This is a genomic window from Streptomyces sp. NPDC029138 (genome assembly GCF_055564375.1).
This window is the reverse complement of sequence record NZ_JBVHWM010000009.1, coordinates 21,634-39,197: the sequence shown is the minus strand read 5'-3', so window position 1 is coordinate 39,197 and position 17,564 is coordinate 21,634. Positions and strand designations below refer to the sequence as shown.

Genomic DNA, 17,564 nt, shown 5'->3' with positions numbered 1-17,564 from the left:
GCCAACTCCATACTGTAGACAATATTTCGTCGACAGGATTCAGCCGACGTGTCCGCCGGCTTCTGTCCTCACCTCCGCGGTATCCCTCAAACCGAACGGAGCGTCCTTGTGAAAGTCGCAGTTCTCGGCGCCGGTGCCATCGGCGCCTACGTCGGTGCCGCGCTCCACCGCGCCGGTGCCGACGTGCACCTCATCGCCCGTGGACCGCATCTCGCGGCCATGAGGCGGCACGGCGTCCGGGTGGTCAGCCCGCGCGGCGACTTCACCGCGCACCCCCATGCCACCGACGACCCGGCCGAGGTCGGCCCGGTCGACCATGTCTTCCTGGGCCTGAAGGCCACCGCGTACGCGGCGTGCGGGCCGCTGATCGCACCCCTGCTGCACGAACGCACCACGGTGGTGGCCGCGCAGAACGGCATCCCCTGGTGGTACTTCCACCGGCACGGCGGCCCCCACGACGGCCACCGCCTGGAGAGCGTCGACCCGGGCGGCGCCGTCAGCGCCGTCCTCGCCCCCGAACGGGCCGTCGGCTGCGTCGTCTACGCGGCGACGGAACTCCAGGCACCCGGCCTGGTGCGCCACGTGGAGGGCACCAGGTTCTCCCTCGGCGAGCCCGACCGCAGCATCTCGGCGCGCTGCCTGGAACTGAGCGGGGCGATGCAGGCCGGCGGGCTGAAGTGCCCGGTGGAGCCGGATCTGCGCAACGACATCTGGCTCAAGCTGCTCGGGAACATCTCCTTCAACCCGATCAGCGCCCTGGCCCGGGCCACCATGCGGCAGATGTGCCGGCACGGCGGCACCCGCCGGGTCATCGAGACGATGATGCGCGAGACGCTCTCCGTCGCCGAGGCCCTCGGCTGCGAGGTGGGCGTCTCCATCGAGCGCCGGCTCGCCGGTGCCGAACGCGTCGGCGACCACCGCACCTCCACCCTCCAGGACCTGGAACGCGGCAAGCCGCTGGAGCTGGACGTGCTGCTCGCCGCCGTGGTCGAACTCGCGGAGATCACCGGCGTGGAGGTGCCCACCCTGCGCACCGTGCACGCCATCTCCGACCTGCTCGCGCTGAGGAGTGCCGCATGAGGAACCGGCAACCGAAGACCTACACCCGGCTGACGCGCCCCCTGGTGCGCGACTGTCGTGACGAGCCGTTCCGGGAGGCGAGTTGGGAGGAGGCGCTGGACCGCGCCGCCCGGGGCCTGGAGCGCAACCGGGACGCGTTCGGGATGTTCTCCTGCGCCCGGGCCACGAACGAGATGAACTACGTGGCGCAGAAGTTCGCGCGGGTCGTGATGGGCACCAACAACGTCGACTCCTGCAACCGGACGTGTCACGCGCCCAGTGTCGCGGGGCTTTCGGCCGCGTTCGGCTCGGGCGGCGGCACCTCGTCGTACGAGGAGATCGAGCACACCGACGTCATCGTGATGTGGGGCTCCAACGCCCGCTTCGCGCACCCGATCTTCTTCCAGCACGTGCTGAAGGGCATCCGGAACGGCGCCCGGATGTACGCCGTCGACCCGCGCCGGACCTCCACCGCCGAGTGGGCGGAGAGCTGGCTCGGGCTGAACGTCGGCACCGACATCCCGATGGCGCACGCGATCGGCCGGGAGATCATCCACGCCGGGCTGGTGAACGAGGCGTTCGTCGAGCGGGCGACCACCGGCTTCGAGGAGTACCGCAAGCTGGTCGAGCCGTGGACGCTCTCCCTCGCCGAGAAGGTGACCGGCGTACCGGCCCGCGCCGTCCGGGAACTGGCGCACGCCTACGCCCGCGCCGAGCGCGCCCAGCTGTGCTGGACCCTCGGCATCACCGAGCACCACAACGGCACCGACAACGTCCGCGCGCTGATCAACCTCTCCCTGCTCACCGGCCATGTCGGCCGCTACGGCTCCGGGCTCCAGCCGCTGCGCGGGCAGAACAACGTGCAGGGCGGCGGCGACATGGGTGCCATCCCCAACCGGCTGCCCGGCTTCCAGGACATCCTCGACGCGGACGTCCGGCTGAAGTTCGAGTCGGCCTGGCACACCGTCATCCAGCCGCACTACGGGCTGAACCTGACGGAGATGTTCGAGGCGATGGAGGACGGCAGGCTGCGCGCGGTGTACTGCGTCGGGGAGAACCCGGCCCAGTCGGAGGCCGACAGCGAGCAGGCCGTACGCCGCCTGAGGGCACTGGACTTCCTCGTCGTCCAGGACATCTTCCTCACGAAGACCGCCGAGCTGGCGGACGTCGTCCTGCCCGCCACCGCCGGCTGGGCGGAGACCGAGGGCACCACCACCAACAGCGAGCGGCGCGTGCAGCGGGTGCGACGGGCCGTCACCCCGCCCGGTGAGGCCCGCGAGGACATCGACATCATCTGCGAACTCGCCGCCCGGCTGGGCCACGACTGGAAGTACGCCGACGCGGAGGCCGTGTGGAACGAGCTGCGGTCGGTGTCCCCGGACCACTACGGGATGACGTACCGCCGGCTGGAGGAGCACCAGGGCATCCAGTGGCCCTGCCCGAGCACCGAACAGCTCGAACCTCCCTTCCTGCACGGCAGGCTGTGGGAGCCGGACCCCGGAAACCGGGGCAGGCCGGCGCCGTTCGGGCTGGTGCAGCACGATCCGCCGGTGGACCTCACCGACGAGGAGTACCCGATCCGGCTCACCACCGGCCGGCGGCTGGACTCCTACAACACCGGTGTGCAGAGCGGTGGTTTCGCCTCCCCGCTGCGGCGCGGCGAGTACGTCGAGCTGTGCCCGGAGGACGCCGAGCGGTACGGGGTCGTCGTCGGCGAGGAGGTGCGGGTGTCCTCACGGCGGGGTTCGGTCGTGGCCCCCGTCTGGATCGACACGGCCCTGCGCCCCGGCCTCGCCTTCATGACCATGCACTTTCCCGACGAGGTCGACACCAACCAGCTGACCATCGAGGCGAACTGCCCGATCGCCGGGACGGCCGAGTTCAAGGCGTCGGCGATCCGGATCGAGAAGCTGCCCGCAGTGACCTATGTGAGGTGACCCACCCGTGGACCTGCACTTCGGCGACAGCAAACCGACGGACGAGGAACGCGCCGCCGTGGACGCGCTGTTGGGCCCCCCGGAATCCGCCTGGGAGGGCGCCGACCGCACCGACGCCGACCTGCGGTGGGCGCGCGGCGGCCGGGCGGCCCGCGACCGGCGCGATCTGCTGCTGCCGGGGCTGCACGCCCTCAACGACCGCGTCGGCTGGATCAGCGAGGGCGGCCTCGGCTATCTGTGCCGCAGGCTGACCGTGCCACCGGCCGAGGCGTACGGGGTGGCCACCTTCTACGCCATGTTCTCCGTCCGGCCGCGCCCCGCGACGGTCCTGCACGTCTGCACCGACCTGGCCTGCATGGCCGCCGGTGCCGAGGAGGTGTGCGCCGGGATCGAGGCGCGGCTCGGCCCCGGCAGCGGGGTGACCGTCGAGCGCGGCCCCTGCCTCGGCCTGTGCGAACGCGCCCCGGCCGCGCTCGCGATCCGGGCGGGCGACCCGGTGCGTACGGCGGTGTCGGCGCCCGCGTCCGTCGCGGAGGCCGTCGACGCGGCGAGCGCGCCGGACGCGGCGCCCGAGGAACCGCGGGCCGTGGCGGCGGTGCCGCAGGCGGGAGACCCCTCGCTGACGCTGCTGCGCCGGGTCGGCGTCGTCGACCCGTCCTCGCTGGACGACTACCGGGCGCACGGCGGATACACGGCCCTGCGCCGGGCCTTCGCGCTCGGCCCGGCCGGGGTGATCCGGGAGGTGACCGACTCGGGCCTGGTCGGACGCGGCGGCGCCGCCTTCCCCACCGGCCGCAAGTGGCAGGCCACGGCGTCCCAGCCGGACCACCCGCACTATCTGGTGTGCAACGCCGACGAGTCGGAGCCCGGGACCTTCAAGGACCGGGTGCTGATGGAGGGCGATCCGTTCGCGCTCGTGGAGGCGATCACCATCGCGTCGTACGCGATCTCCGCGCACCGGGCCTTCGTCTACATCCGCGGTGAGTACCCGCGCGCGGTCCGCCGGGTCCAGAACGCGATCGACCAGGCCCGCGCCCGCGGTCTGCTCGGCGACGACATCCTCGGCCAGGGCTACCGCCTGGACATCGAGATCCGGCGCGGCGCCGGCGCCTACATCTGCGGCGAGGAGACGGCCCTGTTCAACTCCATCGAGGGCCACCGCGGCGAGCCCCGCAGCAAACCGCCCTTCCCCGTGGAGAAGGGCCTGTTCGGTAAGCCCACCGCCGAGAACAACGTGGAGACGCTGGTCAACGTCCTGCCGATCCTGACCATGGGCGCCCCGGCGTACGCGGCGATCGGCACGGCGCGCTCCACCGGGCCGAAGCTGTTCTGCGTCTCCGGCAGTGTGGACCGGCCCGGGGTCTACGAGCTGCCGTTCGGCGCGACGCTGGGCGAGCTGCTGAGCCTGGCCGGGGTGCGCTCGGGGCTGCGGGCGGTCCTCCTCGGCGGGGCGGCCGGCGGGTTCGTACGGCCCGACGAGCTGGATCTGCCGCTCACCTTCGAAGGCACCCGGGAGGCGGGCACCACGCTGGGCTCGGGGGTGGTGATGGCCTTCGACGACACCGTGCCGCTCCCCCGGCTGCTGCTGCGCATCGCGCGGTTCTTCCGGGAGGAGTCCTGCGGCCAGTGCGTGCCCTGCCGGGTCGGCACCGTGCGCCAGGAGGAGGCGCTGCACCGGATCGCGGACCGCACCGGAGCCGGTGCCGCCGACGACATCGCCCTGCTGCGGGAGGTCGGCCGGGCGATGCGGGACGCCTCGATCTGCGGTCTGGGACAGACCGCGTGGAACGCCGTGGAATCCGCCATCGACCGTCTGGGGGCCTACACATGACCGCGATACCGATCGGGGTGCCGCGCCGGCTGGTCGAGTTCACGCTCGACGGGCAGGAGGCCCGGGTTCCCGAGGGCGGCACCGTCCTCGACGCCTGCCGGGCCGCGGGCAAGGACGTGCCGACGCTGTGCCAGGGCGACACACTGCGCCCGAAGAACGCCTGCCGGGTGTGCGTGGTGGAGGTCGAGGGGTCGCGGACGCTGGTGCCGGCCTGCTCGCGCCGGGCCGAGCCCGGCATGGAGGTGCGCACGGACACCGAGCGCGTCCGGCACAGCCGGAAGATCGTCCTGGAGCTGCTCGCCTCCTCGGCCGACCTGTCGACCACGCCCCGGGCCGCCGAGTGGATCAAGGAGTACGAGGCGAAGCCGGACCGTTTCGGCCCCGACGCGGCCCGCCTGAACGACGAGCCGAAGATCGACAACGAGCTGTACGTGCGCGACTACGCCAAGTGCATCCTCTGCTACAAGTGCGTCGACGCCTGTGGCGACCAGTGGCAGAACACCTTCGCGATCTCGGTCGTCGGGCGCGGTTTCGACGCGCGGATCGCCGTCGAGCACGACGCGCCGCTGACCGACTCGGCCTGCGTGTTCTGCGGCAACTGCGTCGAGGTGTGCCCGACCGGGGCCCTGTCCGCCAAGCGGGAGTTCGACCTGCGGGCGGCCGGCGACTGGGACGAGTCACGCCAGACGGAGACGACCACGGTGTGCGCGTACTGCGGGGTGGGCTGCACGCTCACCCTCCACGTGCAGGACAATGAGATCGTGAAGGTCACCTCACCGCACGACAACCCGGTGACCCACGGCAACCTCTGCATCAAGGGCCGTTTCGGCTACCAGCACGTACAGAACCGGGGCTGATCAGACCATGGGACGAGTCACGGAACGACGCAAGGTCCTCCGGATCCGGGACGGGGCGGTCTCCACCCGGCCGGACACGCTCGTCGCCGAGGAACCTCTGGAGATCCGGCTGAACGGCAAGCCGCTCGCGATCACCATGCGCACCCCCGGCGACGACTTCGCGCTGGCGGCGGGCTTCCTGGTGAGCGAGGGCGTGCTGGCCACGGCGTCCGACCTCCAGAACATCGTCTACTGCGCCGGGGCCACGGTGGACGGTTCGAACACGTACAACGTCGTCGACGTGAAGACCGCGCCGGGCGTCACGCTCCCGGACTTCACCCTGGAGCGGAACGTCTACACCTCCTCGTCCTGCGGGCTGTGCGGCAAGGCCAGCCTGGACGCCGTCCGTACGACCGCGCGCTGGCCGATCGCCGACACTCCCCCGCTCCGGATCACCCCCGAGCTGCTCGCGAGCCTCCCCGACCGACTGCGGGCGGCCCAGCGGGTGTTCGACCGGACCGGGGGCCTGCACGCCGCGGCCCTGTTCAGCGAGGACGGGGAGCTGCTGGACACCCGGGAGGACGTGGGCCGGCACAACGCGGTCGACAAGCTGGTCGGCCGGGCGCTCCAGAACGACGCCCTGCCGCTGTCCCGGACGATCCTCATGGTCTCCGGCCGGGCCTCCTTCGAGCTGGCGCAGAAGGCGGTGATGGCGGGCATCCCGGTGCTCGCGGCCGTGTCGGCGCCGTCGTCGCTGGCGGTGGACCTGGCCGCCGAGACGGGGCTGACCCTGGTGGGCTTCCTCCGGGGCAGCTCGATGAACGTGTACGCGGGCCAGGACCGGATCGCCCTGCGGGAGGCGGCCGCCCAGGGCTGACCGGCCCCCCGCGGCACGGCGGCGGGACCCCGCCCGGCGGGGAGCGCCCCCTGCGCCCGCGGGGTCCCGCTGGTCTTGCTTCGTTCGCCTCCGGGGGGCGCCCCAGCCCCCTGCGGCTCTCTTCGCGGCCGACGCGTAAGGACAGCGGGAGTTGGTGGGCCCTTGCCGTTCGTCGGGGGCTGTTCAGGCGAAGCTGATTTCCGTCGACCTGGTCACCGTGCCCAGTCTCGGGAAGTCGAGGCGTACGGACGCCTCGTGCTCGGCCGCTGTGAACGCGGCCATGGCGTCCTCGGTGAAGACGAGGTCGTAGCCGAGGTCGGCGGCGGCGCGGGCGGTGGACTCGACGCCGAGGTTGGTGGCGATGCCGCCGAGCACCAGGGTGGTGATGCCCCGTTCGCGCAGCCGCTCGTCCAGGCCGGTGCCCTGGAAGGCGCCCAGTGTCCGCTTGACCACCTCCACGTCGCCGTCGTGGCGCAGGCCGGACACCAGCCCGCTGCCGGGCGGCTGTTCGGCGACGGCGGCGCGCTCGACCCGCACGAGGACGACGAGGGCACCGGCGCGGCGGAAGACGGCCGCCAACTCCTCGGCGGCCGCGAGCACTTCGGTGCCTTTGCGGGGTTCAAGGGGCAGCGCGACGATGCGGTCCATCAGGTCGACGAGGATGAGGGCGGTGCGCTGCGGATCGAGGACGGGAGCTGCGGTCATGACGGAACGTTAGCCGTCGTCAGCCGTCCGTGCCGGAAATCCGGATCAACAGGCCCATGAACTGATCGCGTTCGGCGGCCGACAGCGGGGCGAGCAGTTCGTCGTTGGCCTCACGGGCGGCCTTCTCGCAGCGTACGAGGAGACGGGCGCCGTCCTCGGTGAGGGAGACGGCGTTCTTGCGCCGGTCGCGGGGGTCGGGGGCGCGCTCGACCAGGCCGGCGGACTGGAGGTCGTTCAGGATGCCGACCACGTCCTTGGGGTCGAGGCGCACGCTGCGGCCGAGGTCCGCCTGGGCGACCGGGGCGAGGTCGCGGACGGCGGAGAGGACGACGTGGTGCCACATCTTCAGCCCTTCCGCCGCGAGGGCGGCGGCGACCAGGGCGCGGCCCCGCGCGGCGGCCCGGCCGAGCAGCCAGCTGGGCAGGGAGCGGATCGCGGGCAGGGGTGCTTCGGCCATGACGGCAGCCTAGCCGAAGAATCATTGGACTTCCCAACGGATCTGCCTCTACCGTTGGGGGTCCCAACGATTTCATCGGTGTCCCCAACGACTTCTCCCGCTGGGTGCGCCCGGCCCCTGGAGGTTGCGATGCGTCGCGTCCGGTACGAGTCCACCGGCGGCCCCCTGTTCGTGGAGGAGGTGCCCGTCCCCGCGCCCGGCCCCGGCGAGCTGCTGGTGCGCTGCGCGGCCGTCGGCGTCACCCTGCCGGTGGTCCGCAAGGTGACCGAGGCCGCGGAGCCGGTGCCGCTGGGCGGTGAGATCGCGGGCGAGGTGGTGGCGGCCGGCGAGGGCGTGACCCGCTTCCGCGCCGGCGACCGGGTCACCGGGCTGTGTTTCGGGCACGGGTACGCCGAGTACGCCGTACTGCACGAGGCCATGGCCTCACCGGTGCCGGACGGCGCCGACGCCGTGACCGCGGTGGCGCTGGTGCGCGGCGGCCTGGTGGCGTCGGGGGCACTGGAGGCGGCCCGCCTCGCACCGGGAGAGTCGGTCCTCGTCACGGCGGCGGCGAGCGGCGTCGGGCATCTCGCGGTACAGCTGGCGCGGGCACGGGGCGCGGGGCGGGTACTGGGGGCCGTGTCCGGCCCGGGGAGGGCGGAGGCCCTGTCCGGCCCCGAGAAGGCCGAGGTCGTGTCCGGTCGGGCGAAGGCGGACTTCGTGCGCACGCTCGGTGCGGACGACTGCGTACGGTACGACGACGACAGCTGGGGAGATCCGGTCGACTGCGTCCTGGACGCCGTCGGCGGCGACCTGCTCACCCCGGCCCTCGCCGCGCTCGCCCCGCACGGCCGCCTGGTCGCCTACAGCTCCGGCGGCGGCACCGTCCAGGCGTACGACCTGCTGGTGGGGGCCAAGTCGGTGATCGGCTTCCAGATGGCGCTGATCGCCCGTGGCCGGCCGGAGCTGTACGAGCGGTGGCGGCAGGAACTGTGGCGGCTCTTCGCCGAGGGCGCCCTGAAGCCCGCCGTGCACGGGGAGTTCGCCCTGGAGGACGCGGCGGCGGCGCACGAGGTGATCACGAGCCGGGCCAACCTCGGCAAGGTCGTGCTGCGCCCGTAACCGCCCGCGCACGCTTCTTGTGACACGCGCCACTCCCAACTACCGTTCATGGGACGCACGTTGGACGTGGGATGTCCGGATGTCCAGACTCCGGCCGACGAAGGGCAGGTCACACCGTGCCGTCAGGTCTTCGCGCCCGTCTCGCATCCGCACTCGCCACCGCCGCCCTCACCGCGGCCGGCCTGCTCCTGCCGTTCCTGCCCGCTCATCCGGCGCACGCCCAACCGGCGGGCGGCTCCCCGGCGTTCGAGCAGCAGGTGCTGTTCAAGGCCGCCCAGGACCCGGGATACGCGTGCTTCCGCATCCCGGCGGTCGTCGCAACGGCCGGCGGCACCCTGCTGGCGTTCGCCGAGGGCCGGGTCCGCAACTGCGGGGACGCGGCCGACATCGACATCGTGCTCAAGCGCTCCACCGACGGTGGGCGCACCTGGGGCCCGTTGCAGGTGGTCAACGAGGGCGCGGGCGACACCCACGGCAACCCGGCCCCGGTCGTGGACCGCGACACCGGCCGGGTCTGGCTGGCGGAGACGTACAACACGGGCCGTACGGACAGCGGCAGTTGCCCGGTCCCGTGCGACCGCACCCCGCATCTTCAGTACAGCGACGACGACGGCCGGACCTGGTCCACACCGCGCGATCTCAGCCCCGAGATCCTGCCCGCCCACTGGAACTCCTGGTACGCCACCGGGCCCGTGCACGGCATCCAGCTCACCCGCGGCCGGTACGCCGGGCGCCTGGTGTTCGGGGTCAACACCGAGACCTGGGACGGCGGCAGGGTCACCGCCAACCACGCGGCCCTGATCGTCAGCGACGACCACGGCGGGCACTGGCGGATCGGCGCCACCGACACCTGGCCCATCGCCTCCGACGGCACCTTCCGGCAGAAGCCCTCCGAACTCACCCTCGCCGAGCGCGGCGACGGCTCGGTCCTGGTCAGCGGCCGGGAGCAGGACGGCACCGACCTCGGCCACCGCACCCAGGCCGTCAGCCGCGACGGCGGCGGCAGCTTCACCGCGCCCTTCCGCGACCTGCCGGATCTGTACACCCCGCAGGTGCAGGGGTCGCTGCTGCGCCTGGGCGACCGCCTCCTGCTCGCCTGCCCCGGCGACCCCGACCGGCGCCGCACGATGATGATCCGCTCCTCCTACGACGGCGGCCGGACCTGGGACAGCGTCGACCGCGGCACGGTCGTCACCACGGACTGGTCCGGCTACTCCGACCTGGTGCGCGCCGGCTCCGGCACGGTCGGCCTGATGTACGAGGGCGGCGCGGTGGACGCCCGCGACGAGATCCGCTTCGCCCGCTTCAGCGAGGACTGGCCGGCGCCGCGCCGCGGCCCCGATCCGGTCACCGCCGACCTCGCCCCGCGCGCCCGCCCGGCGGCCGTGCTCGGCCACCCGGAGGAGACGGACGGGGTGTCCGGGAGCGCCCTGGAGTTCAACGGCACCGACGACGCCGTACGCCTGCCGTACCGCACCGGGCTCCCCCTGGGCACGAAGGACTTCACGGTGTCGCTGTGGTTCCGGTACACGGCGACGGCCGGGGAGCAGCCGTTGCTGTGGATGGGCGGGATCGGCACCAGCCAGCCGCAGGTGTGGCTGCGCGGAGAGCCGGCGAACAACCGGGTGCAGGGGCTGATCACCGTGCGGAACGGGGCCGCCCCGCCGCAGACCGCGTACGTGCGCACGGACACCGCGTACAACGACGGCCAGTGGCACCATGCCGTACTCCGGCGCGGCGGGGGCCGGCTGTCGCTGTCCGTCGACGGTGCGCTGTCCTCCGTCGCCGACGTAGCGGGCTCCGTCAGCCGCAACTCCCCCTTCGGTGTGCACCTCGGTCAGCGCATGGACAGCCGTGCCTTCTTCACCGGCGCGCTGGACGAGGTGCGTGTGTGGGACCGGGCGCTCACCGACGCCGAGCCGGCCGATCCGGAGGTGCTGCGGTCACCGCAGGACACGGTGCTGTGGCTGCCCCTGAACCGTGTGCGCGGCTGACGCCCCGGGCGCGTCCGTGGTCGCCTCCGGGTCACGGGCGCGCCGCTTGGCGATGACCGCGCACACCATCAGCTGCATCTGGTGGAAGAGCATCAGCGGCAGGACGGCCAGCGAGGCGTGGCTGCCGAACAGGACGCTCGCCATCGGCAGCCCGGAGGCGAGGGACTTCTTCGACCCGGCGAACTGGATGGCGATCCGGTCCTCCCGGCCGAAGCCGAGCGCCTTGGCGCCGTACCAGGTCAGCACCAGCATCACGGCCAGCAGGACGGCTTCGACGGCGAGCAGTCCGGCCAGCCGTACGGGGCTGGCCTGGTGCCAGATGCCCTGGTTCATGCCCTCGCTGAACGCGGTGTAGACGACCAGCAGGATCGAACCCCGGTCGACCAGTCCCAGGACCTTCTTGTGCCGGGTGACGAACCCGCCGATCCAGCGCCGCAGCAGCTGCCCGGCGAGGAACGGCACCAACAGCTGGAGCACGATCTTCACCACCGAGTCGGCGGAGAACCCGACCGCCTCACCGCCGAGCAGCCCCGCCGCGAGCAGCGGGGTGAGGACGATGCCGGCGAGGGAGGAGAAGGACCCGGCGCAGATCGCGGCGGGCACGTTGCCCCGGGCGATCGAGGTGAACGCGATGGACGACTGGATGGTGGACGGCACCAGCGTCAGGAAGAGCAGGCCCTGGTAGAGGGGCTGGGTCAGCAGCACCGGCACCAGCCCGCGCGCGGCGAGCCCGAACACCGGGAAGACGACGAAGGTGCAGGTCAGCACGGTGACGTGGAGCCGCCAGTGCTTGAGTCCGTCGAGCGCCTCGCGGGTGGACAGCCGGGCGCCGTAGAGGAAGAAGAGGAACGCGATCGCGGCCGTGGAGGCGCCGGAGGTCACGTCGGCGGCGGTGCCCCGGGCCGGGAGGAGCGCGGCGAGACCGACCGTACCGAGCAGCAGCAGGATGTACGGGTCGATCGGCATCCAACTCGGCCAGCGCAGGCGTTTCACGGTGCTCCGATTGCTGTGGGTGACGTGCGGTCCCGGGCCCGTGGGGCCCCTCTCGATTGTCCTCCTCCGGTCGTTGATCGGGAATCCCGCATACCACTCTGACTGTCATCATGTTCCGCGATGGACGCGCTAGGCTCGGTGTCGTGTACGAACCGACGCAGCTGCGCACCTTCCTGGCGGTCGCCCAGACGCTGAGCTTCACGCAGGCCGCCCGGCGGCTGGGGCTGCGCCAGTCCACGGTCAGCCAGCATGTGCGGAGGCTGGAGGACGCGGCCGGCCGGCAGCTGTTCTCCCGGGACACCCATTCGGTGGAGCTGACCGAGGACGGCGAGGCGATGCTGGGGTTCGCCCGCCGGATTCTGGAGGTGCACGAGCAGGCGACGGCGTTCTTCACGGGTACGCGCGTGCGTGGCCGGCTGCGCTTCGGCGCCTCGGAGGACTTCGTCCTGACCCGTCTGCCGGAGATCCTGGAGGGCTTCCGCTACGACCATCCGGAGGTCGACCTGGAGCTGACGGTGGAGCTGTCCGGCACCCTGCACGAGCAGCTGGCCGCCGGGAAGCTCGACCTGGTGCTGGCCAAGCGGCTCCCGGAGGATCCGCGCGGCGAGCTGGTCTGGCGGGACGACCTGGTGTGGATCGGCGCCGAGCGGCTGCGTCTGGAACCCGACCGGCCCGTTCCGCTGATCGTGTACCCGGCGCCGGGCATCACCCGGGCCCGTGCGCTGGAAGTGCTGGAGCGGCAGGGCCGTGACTGGCGGATCGTGTGCACGAGCGGCAGCCTCAACGGGCTGATCGCCGCGGCCCGCGCCGGCCTCGGGGTGATGGCCCACTCCCGGCGGCTGATCCCGCCGGGCCTGTTGCGGCTGCCCGACCGCGCCGGCCTGCCCGAGCTGGGCAAGGTCGACTTCGTCCTCGTCCACGGCCACCGTCGGGGCCCGGCCGAGGGCGCGGCGAACGCGCTGGCGGCGGCGGTCCTGGCGGGTGGCGAGCGGCTGCGGCGCAGAAGCGGCTGACATGGGCGGCCCCGCGCCGAGGGCCCGTCACCGAGCCGGGCGGTAGGTCAGCTGCTTCACCCGGCGCAGGAAGGGCGTCGCCTCCACGTGCTGGACCCCGTCCAGGTGGCCCAGGGGGCCGCTCAGGTAGGCGTACAGGGCGGCGGTGTCGCGGACGACGGCGGTGACGACGATGTGGGACGGGCCCGCGGTGGCGGACGCGAACGCGATCTCGTCGTGGGTGGCGAGGGCCCGGCCGACGGAGTCCAGCGCGCCGGGGGCGGTGGTGATCCACAGGATGGCCGCCTTGGGATGGCCGAGGATCGCGGAGTCGTACTCGATGTCGACGTACACCGCGCCGGAGGCGATCAGGGCGGACAGGCGGCGTTTGATCGCGGACTCGGAGCGGCCGGTGGCGCGCTGGAGTTCGGGGTAGGTGGCGCGGCCGTCGCGTTCGAGGACGGCGAGCAGCGGGGCGTCGCCGGGCTCCAGGCGGGCCGGGCCGGGCTCGGGCAGGTCGGGGCGCAGGGCGGCGATCTGCTCGTCGCTGAGCGCCCGGAACTTGGGCAGCCAGCCGACCGGGCCGCCGTAGAAGCGGTGCAGGAGTTGGAGGGCGCGGATCTCCACGACGCTCGGGGTGCGGGGCAGTTTGCCGAGCAGGAGGTCGTCGTGCTCGTCGGGGCTGCGCGGCCGGGTGAGGCAGGCGATCTCGGTGCCGCCGGAGGCCAGCCCTATCCAGTAGGTGTCGGGGCGCCGGGCGAGCGCGTCGGCGATGACGGTGGCGCCGTCGGGCGCGCAGCGCAGCCGCAGCATCCACTGGTCCTGGCCGAGGCGTACGGCGTCGCGCAGGACGACGACGCGCAGGCCGCCCTCGGCGCACAGCCGGTGGTAGCGGCGGGCGATGGTCCGGTCGGAGACGCCGAGGACGGCGGCGATCCGGCTGAAGGGGGCCCTGCCGTCGACCTCCAGCGCGGAGAGCAGCTGGAGGTCCAGCAGATCGAAGGTGTCGGATTCCATCCGCAGCATGCTCTCCCCCGTCGGATTCCGTCGCGTTCGGGTTTCCGGGACGTCCGATCGGCCGTCGTGCGGTCATCGTACGCAGCGATACGCAGTCCGTTCGAACAGGGGAGTTGAGGACATGCGGAGCTGGGGGACGCTCACGGCCGTGTGCCTGGGCACGTTCATGCTGCTGCTGGATGTGACCATCGTGGTGGTGGCGCTGCCGGACATGGCGGGCTCGCTGCACGCGTCGCTGGGGGATCTTCAGTGGGTGGTGGACGGGTACGCGCTGGCGCTGGCCGCGCTGCTGCTCGGGGCGGGTGCCGCGGCCGACGTCCTGGGGCGGCGCCGGGTGCATGTGGCGGGCGTGGTGCTGTTCGCGGCGGCCAGTCTGCTGTGCGGGCTGGCGTCCGGGCCGGGGACGCTGGTGGCGGCGCGGGCGCTCCAGGGCGTCGGCGGGGCGGCGATGTTCGCGACGACGCTGCCCCTGCTGGCCTCTGCCTACCAGGGCCGGCAGCGCTCCGCCGTCCTCGGGGTGTGGGGCGCGGTCAGCGGCGGGGCCGCGGCGGTCGGGCCGGTGCTGGGCGGGCTGATCACACAGGGACCGGGCTGGCGGTGGATCTTCTTCGTGAACGTGCCGGTGAGCGTGGTGGCGGTGTGGCTGACGCTGCGGGCGGTTCCCGAGTCCCGGGGCCCGCGCGGGCTGAGCGTCGACTGGGCGGGTACGGCGGCCTTCGCGGTGTTCGCGGGCGGTGCGACGTACGCCGTCGTGCGCGCCGGTGAGGACGGCTGGACGGCGCCCGCCACACTGACCGCGTTCGCGGTGGCCGCGCTGGCCCTGGTGGCGTTCGTGCTGGTGGAGCGGCGGATGGCGCATCCGCTGCTGGATCTGTCGCTGCTGCGCCGGCCGGCGTTCGTCGGGGTGATGCTGGGCTCATTCGCGTTCAACGGGGTGGCGTTCGGCGGGATCGCTTACCTGTCGATCTGGATGCAGACGCTGCTCGGCATGTCGCCGGTGCGCGCCGGGCTGACGCTGCTGCCGATGACGGCGGTGGCGATGGTGGTGGCGGTGCTGGTCGGGCGCTTGCTGCACGGGGTGCCGGCCTGGCTGACGGTCGGCGGCGGGCTGCTGCTGATCGCCTCCGGCACGCTGTGCCAGGCGGTGCTGGACGCCGGTTCGGACTGGACGGCGCTGGTGCCCGGGTTCGTACTGGTCGGGGTCGGCACCGGATTCGTCGCGCCGACGGTGGCCGGGGCGGCGCTGGCGGCGGTACCCATGGAGCGGTCCGGGATGGCGGGCGGCGCGGTGAACACGGTCCGGCAGCTGGGGTACGCGCTCGGGGTGGCCGTCTTCGGCACCGTGCTCACCTCGCGGATGCACGGGCGGCTCCCGGACGGCGCGGCCCACGCGCTGGCCGGCGGCGGTGCCGGGGCGCTGCGCGGCGCCTTCCCCGAGCACACGCTGCGGGCCGCGTTCGCCTCGGGCCTGAACGGCGCGCTGGTGGTGGCCGGGCTGGCCGGGACGGTGGCGGGCGCCCTGGTGCTGGTGCTCGTCCGGGCGGGCCGGACGGCGCCCCCGAAGGCCTCGGGCGCGGTGCCGGAGGAGGCGGTGGCGTCCCGGGGCTGAGCGGCGGACCGGCACGCCATGTACGCGGGGCGGTCACGGAGCGGGACTCCGGGGCCGCCCCGCGCGCGTGGTGCCGTAATCGGGGCGTACAGATTCGGTGGAGATTACGGCACCGAAACTTACTGACCCGTCAGTAGTTGTGTCCGGCCCTTCCCCATGTGCGGGCATTTCAGGGTCACCGTCCAGGCAGAACGTGAGTTTTGCTCGGTTTCCGCACCCCTCCCGCATGCCGACCAGGTGGGGTAGCTTTCACGGCGCTGTGCGGTGCGTGGACCAACGTCACTGAGGCGCGAGACACGGGGAGCGAGGTTGCGCGAGTTCACCAACCCTCCGTTGGCGTCGCCGCCGCCGGTGGGCGGTCTGGCAGACGTCGTCTTCGACCATGCCCGGACCGACCCGCTGCACATCGCGCTCGGCCGCAAGGACGCCTCGGGACAGTGGCGGGACGTCACCTCCGCCGAGTTCCGCGACGAGATCATGGCCCTCGCCAAGGGGCTGCTGGCCCGTGGCATCCGCTTCGGCGACCGGGTCGCGATCATGTCCCGCACCCGCTACGAGTGGACCCTGTTCGACTTCGCCCTGTGGACCATCGGCGCCCAGGTGGTGCCCGTCTACCCCACCTCCTCGGCCGAGCAGTGCTTCTGGATGCTCTACGACGCCGAGGTGTCCGCGGCGATCGTGGAGCACGAGGACCACGCGATGACCATCGCCACCGTCATCGACCGGCTGCCGCGGCTGCGCCAGCTGTGGCAGCTGGACGCGGGCTGTGTGCAGGAGCTGTACGACGCCGGGGCGCACCTGGACGACGAGGTGGTGCACCGGCACCGGGAGGCGGTCACGCCGGACTCGGTGGCCACCGTCATCTACACCTCCGGCACCACCGGCCGTCCCAAGGGCTGTGTGATCTCCCACGGCAACTTCATGTTCGAGGCGGACACCGTGATCGAGCGGTGGGAGCCGGTGTTCCACTCGAAGAAGGGCGACGAGGCGTCGACGCTGCTGTTCCTGCCGCTGGCGCACGTCTTCGGGCGGATGGTGGAGATCGCCGCGATCCGCGGCCGGGTCCGCTTCGGGCACCAGCCGCAGCTGAACGCCGCCGCCCTGCTGCCCGACCTGGCCGCTTTCAGGCCGACGTTCATCCTCGCGGTGCCGTACATCTTCGAGAAGGTGTTCAACGCGGCCCGCCGCAAGGCCGAGAAGGAGGGCAAGGCGGGGCCGTTCGAGAAAGCCGTCGACATCGCTGTCAGGTACGCGGAGGCGGCGGAGGCGAAGGCGTGGGGCACCGGGCCCGGACCGTCGGCGGGGCTGCGCATGCAGCACCAGCTGTTCGACAAGCTGGTGTACGCGAAGGTCCGCGCCGCGATGGGCGGCCGGATCCGGAACGCGATGTCCGGCGGCTCGGCGATGGACCGCCGGCTGGGGCTGTTCTTCGCGGGAGCGGGCGTGCAGATCTACGAGGGCTACGGCCTGACCGAGTCCACGGCCGCGGCGACCGCCAACCCGCCCGAGCGCACCCGCTACGGCACCGTGGGCCAGGCCATCCCGGGCGTGACCGTGCACATCGCCGACGACGGGGAGATCTGGCTGCACGGCGGCAACGTCTTCCAGGGGTACCTCAACAACCCGAAGGCCACCGACCAGACCCTGCACGACGGCTGGCTCGCCACCGGCGACCTCGGTTCCCTCGACGAGGACGGCTATCTGACCATCACGGGCCGCAAGAAGGAGATCCTGGTGACCTCCGGCGGCAAGAGCGTCTCCCCGGGCGTGCTGGAGGAACGGGTCCGCGAGCACCCGCTGGTCAACCAGTGCATCGTCGTCGGCAACGACCGCCCGTACATCGCGGCCCTGGTCACCCTCGACCAGGAGGCGGTCGAACACTGGCTCCAGATGCGCGGCAAGCCGAGGATGAGACCGGCCGAGCTGGTGCACGACCCGGACCTGGAGACGGAGGTGCGGCGGGCGGTGGTCGCCGCCAACACCCTCGTCTCCCAGGCCGAGTCGATCCGCACCTTCCGCATCCTGGCCCAGCCGTTCACCGAGGAGCACGGTCTGCTGACACCGTCGCTGAAGCTGAAGCGGAAGGCGATCGAGAAGGCGTACGCGAGCGAGGTCGAGGCCCTCTACCGGAGCTGACTCACCGTCGACTCCCCTCT

Annotated in this window: 14 protein-coding genes; 10 read left to right on the top strand and 4 right to left on the bottom strand. The window is 72.6% G+C overall.

Annotated features, from left to right (window positions below):
- The first annotated feature begins 108 nt into the window (after window positions 1-108).
- Genes ACZ4WH_RS11300 through fdhD form a run of 5 tightly spaced genes read left to right on the top strand, consistent with a single transcriptional unit; the run spans window position 109 to window position 6,540 of the window.
- On the top strand, window positions 109-1,080 hold the full coding sequence (locus tag ACZ4WH_RS11300; RefSeq protein WP_468179037.1) for a 2-dehydropantoate 2-reductase: 972 nt from the start codon (window positions 109-111) through the stop codon (window positions 1,078-1,080).
- Window positions 1,077-2,996, top strand: a complete 1,920-nt coding sequence (locus ACZ4WH_RS11295) for a molybdopterin oxidoreductase family protein (protein WP_468179035.1) — start codon at window positions 1,077-1,079, stop codon at window positions 2,994-2,996. Before ACZ4WH_RS11300 ends, ACZ4WH_RS11295 begins: the two co-directional genes overlap by 4 nt.
- Before the next feature lie 7 nt (window positions 2,997-3,003).
- Entirely contained in the window at window positions 3,004-4,827 is a 1,824-nt protein-coding gene (locus ACZ4WH_RS11290; RefSeq protein ID WP_468179033.1) for an NADH-ubiquinone oxidoreductase-F iron-sulfur binding region domain-containing protein, read from the top strand.
- Entirely contained in the window at window positions 4,824-5,684 is an 861-nt protein-coding gene (locus tag ACZ4WH_RS11285) for a 2Fe-2S iron-sulfur cluster-binding protein (protein WP_468179031.1), read from the top strand. Before ACZ4WH_RS11290 ends, ACZ4WH_RS11285 begins: the two co-directional genes overlap by 4 nt.
- Window positions 5,685-5,691: 7 nt before the next feature.
- A complete protein-coding gene (gene fdhD, locus ACZ4WH_RS11280) occupies window positions 5,692-6,540 on the top strand; it encodes a formate dehydrogenase accessory sulfurtransferase FdhD (protein WP_468179029.1) in 849 nt (282 codons plus the stop codon).
- 183 nt (window positions 6,541-6,723) lie between these two features.
- Here fdhD and ACZ4WH_RS11275 read toward each other — a convergent pair whose 3' ends face one another.
- Both ACZ4WH_RS11275 and ACZ4WH_RS11270 read right to left on the bottom strand, forming a co-directional pair.
- Complete coding sequence (locus tag ACZ4WH_RS11275; RefSeq protein WP_468179027.1) at window positions 6,724-7,245, bottom strand: isochorismatase family protein; 522 nt, start codon at window positions 7,243-7,245, stop codon at window positions 6,724-6,726.
- A gap of 19 nt (window positions 7,246-7,264) precedes the next feature.
- Complete coding sequence (locus ACZ4WH_RS11270) at window positions 7,265-7,702, bottom strand: MarR family winged helix-turn-helix transcriptional regulator (RefSeq protein WP_468179025.1); 438 nt, start codon at window positions 7,700-7,702, stop codon at window positions 7,265-7,267.
- Between the two features lie 129 nt (window positions 7,703-7,831).
- Between ACZ4WH_RS11270 and ACZ4WH_RS11265 the strand changes: the two genes are divergently transcribed.
- The gene (locus tag ACZ4WH_RS11265; protein WP_468179023.1) at window positions 7,832-8,803 is read left to right on the top strand and encodes a quinone oxidoreductase family protein; all 972 of its coding nucleotides are present in this window, start codon (window positions 7,832-7,834) and stop codon (window positions 8,801-8,803) included.
- Window positions 8,804-8,919: 116 nt separating this feature from the next.
- Window positions 8,920-10,797, top strand: coding sequence for an exo-alpha-sialidase (locus tag ACZ4WH_RS11260; protein WP_468179020.1), 1,878 nt, complete (start codon window positions 8,920-8,922; stop codon window positions 10,795-10,797).
- Here ACZ4WH_RS11260 and ACZ4WH_RS11255 read toward each other — a convergent pair.
- Window positions 10,747-11,763 (bottom strand): bile acid:sodium symporter family protein, encoded by a 1,017-nt coding sequence (locus tag ACZ4WH_RS11255; RefSeq protein WP_468179018.1) that lies wholly within the window; start codon window positions 11,761-11,763, stop codon window positions 10,747-10,749. The genes ACZ4WH_RS11260 and ACZ4WH_RS11255 overlap by 51 nt on opposite strands.
- Window positions 11,764-11,933: 170 nt before the next feature.
- Between ACZ4WH_RS11255 and ACZ4WH_RS11250 the strand changes: the two genes are divergently transcribed.
- Window positions 11,934-12,803, top strand: coding sequence for a LysR substrate-binding domain-containing protein (locus tag ACZ4WH_RS11250; protein ID WP_468179016.1), 870 nt, complete (start codon window positions 11,934-11,936; stop codon window positions 12,801-12,803).
- A 27-nt stretch (window positions 12,804-12,830) separates the two neighbouring features.
- Here the strand turns inward: ACZ4WH_RS11250 and ACZ4WH_RS11245 are convergent, their stop codons facing one another.
- Window positions 12,831-13,808 (bottom strand): Lrp/AsnC family transcriptional regulator, encoded by a 978-nt coding sequence (locus ACZ4WH_RS11245; protein WP_468179014.1) that lies wholly within the window; start codon window positions 13,806-13,808, stop codon window positions 12,831-12,833.
- 112 nt (window positions 13,809-13,920) lie between these two features.
- Here ACZ4WH_RS11245 and ACZ4WH_RS11240 point away from each other — a divergent pair, with 112 nt between their 5' ends.
- Both ACZ4WH_RS11240 and ACZ4WH_RS11235 read left to right on the top strand, forming a co-directional pair.
- Window positions 13,921-15,408 carry an MFS transporter gene (locus ACZ4WH_RS11240; protein ID WP_468179012.1) on the top strand — a complete coding sequence of 496 codons (1,488 nt, stop codon included), beginning with the start codon at window positions 13,921-13,923 and terminating at the stop codon, window positions 15,406-15,408.
- A gap of 309 nt (window positions 15,409-15,717) precedes the next feature.
- Complete coding sequence (locus ACZ4WH_RS11235) at window positions 15,718-17,544, top strand: AMP-dependent synthetase/ligase (RefSeq protein WP_468179010.1); 1,827 nt, start codon at window positions 15,718-15,720, stop codon at window positions 17,542-17,544.
- The last annotated feature ends 20 nt before the right edge of the window (window positions 17,545-17,564 follow it).

What these genes read in the sequence shown, in the direction of transcription:
- ACZ4WH_RS11295 (WP_468179035.1), top strand. Translation starts at nt 1,077, where the DNA reads ATGAGGAACCGGCAACCGAAGACCTACACCCGGCTGACGCGCCCCCTG.
- ACZ4WH_RS11285 (WP_468179031.1), top strand. Translation starts at nt 4,824, where the DNA reads ATGACCGCGATACCGATCGGGGTGCCGCGCCGGCTGGTCGAGTTCACG.
- fdhD (WP_468179029.1), top strand. Translation starts at nt 5,692, where the DNA reads ATGGGACGAGTCACGGAACGACGCAAGGTCCTCCGGATCCGGGACGGG.
- ACZ4WH_RS11275 (WP_468179027.1), bottom strand. Translation starts at nt 7,245, where the DNA reads ATGACCGCAGCTCCCGTCCTCGATCCGCAGCGCACCGCCCTCATCCTC.
- ACZ4WH_RS11270 (WP_468179025.1), bottom strand. Translation starts at nt 7,702, where the DNA reads ATGGCCGAAGCACCCCTGCCCGCGATCCGCTCCCTGCCCAGCTGGCTG.
- ACZ4WH_RS11265 (WP_468179023.1), top strand. Translation starts at nt 7,832, where the DNA reads ATGCGTCGCGTCCGGTACGAGTCCACCGGCGGCCCCCTGTTCGTGGAG.
- ACZ4WH_RS11255 (WP_468179018.1), bottom strand. Translation starts at nt 11,763, where the DNA reads ATGCCGATCGACCCGTACATCCTGCTGCTGCTCGGTACGGTCGGTCTC.
- ACZ4WH_RS11245 (WP_468179014.1), bottom strand. Translation starts at nt 13,808, where the DNA reads ATGCTGCGGATGGAATCCGACACCTTCGATCTGCTGGACCTCCAGCTG.
- ACZ4WH_RS11240 (WP_468179012.1), top strand. Translation starts at nt 13,921, where the DNA reads ATGCGGAGCTGGGGGACGCTCACGGCCGTGTGCCTGGGCACGTTCATG.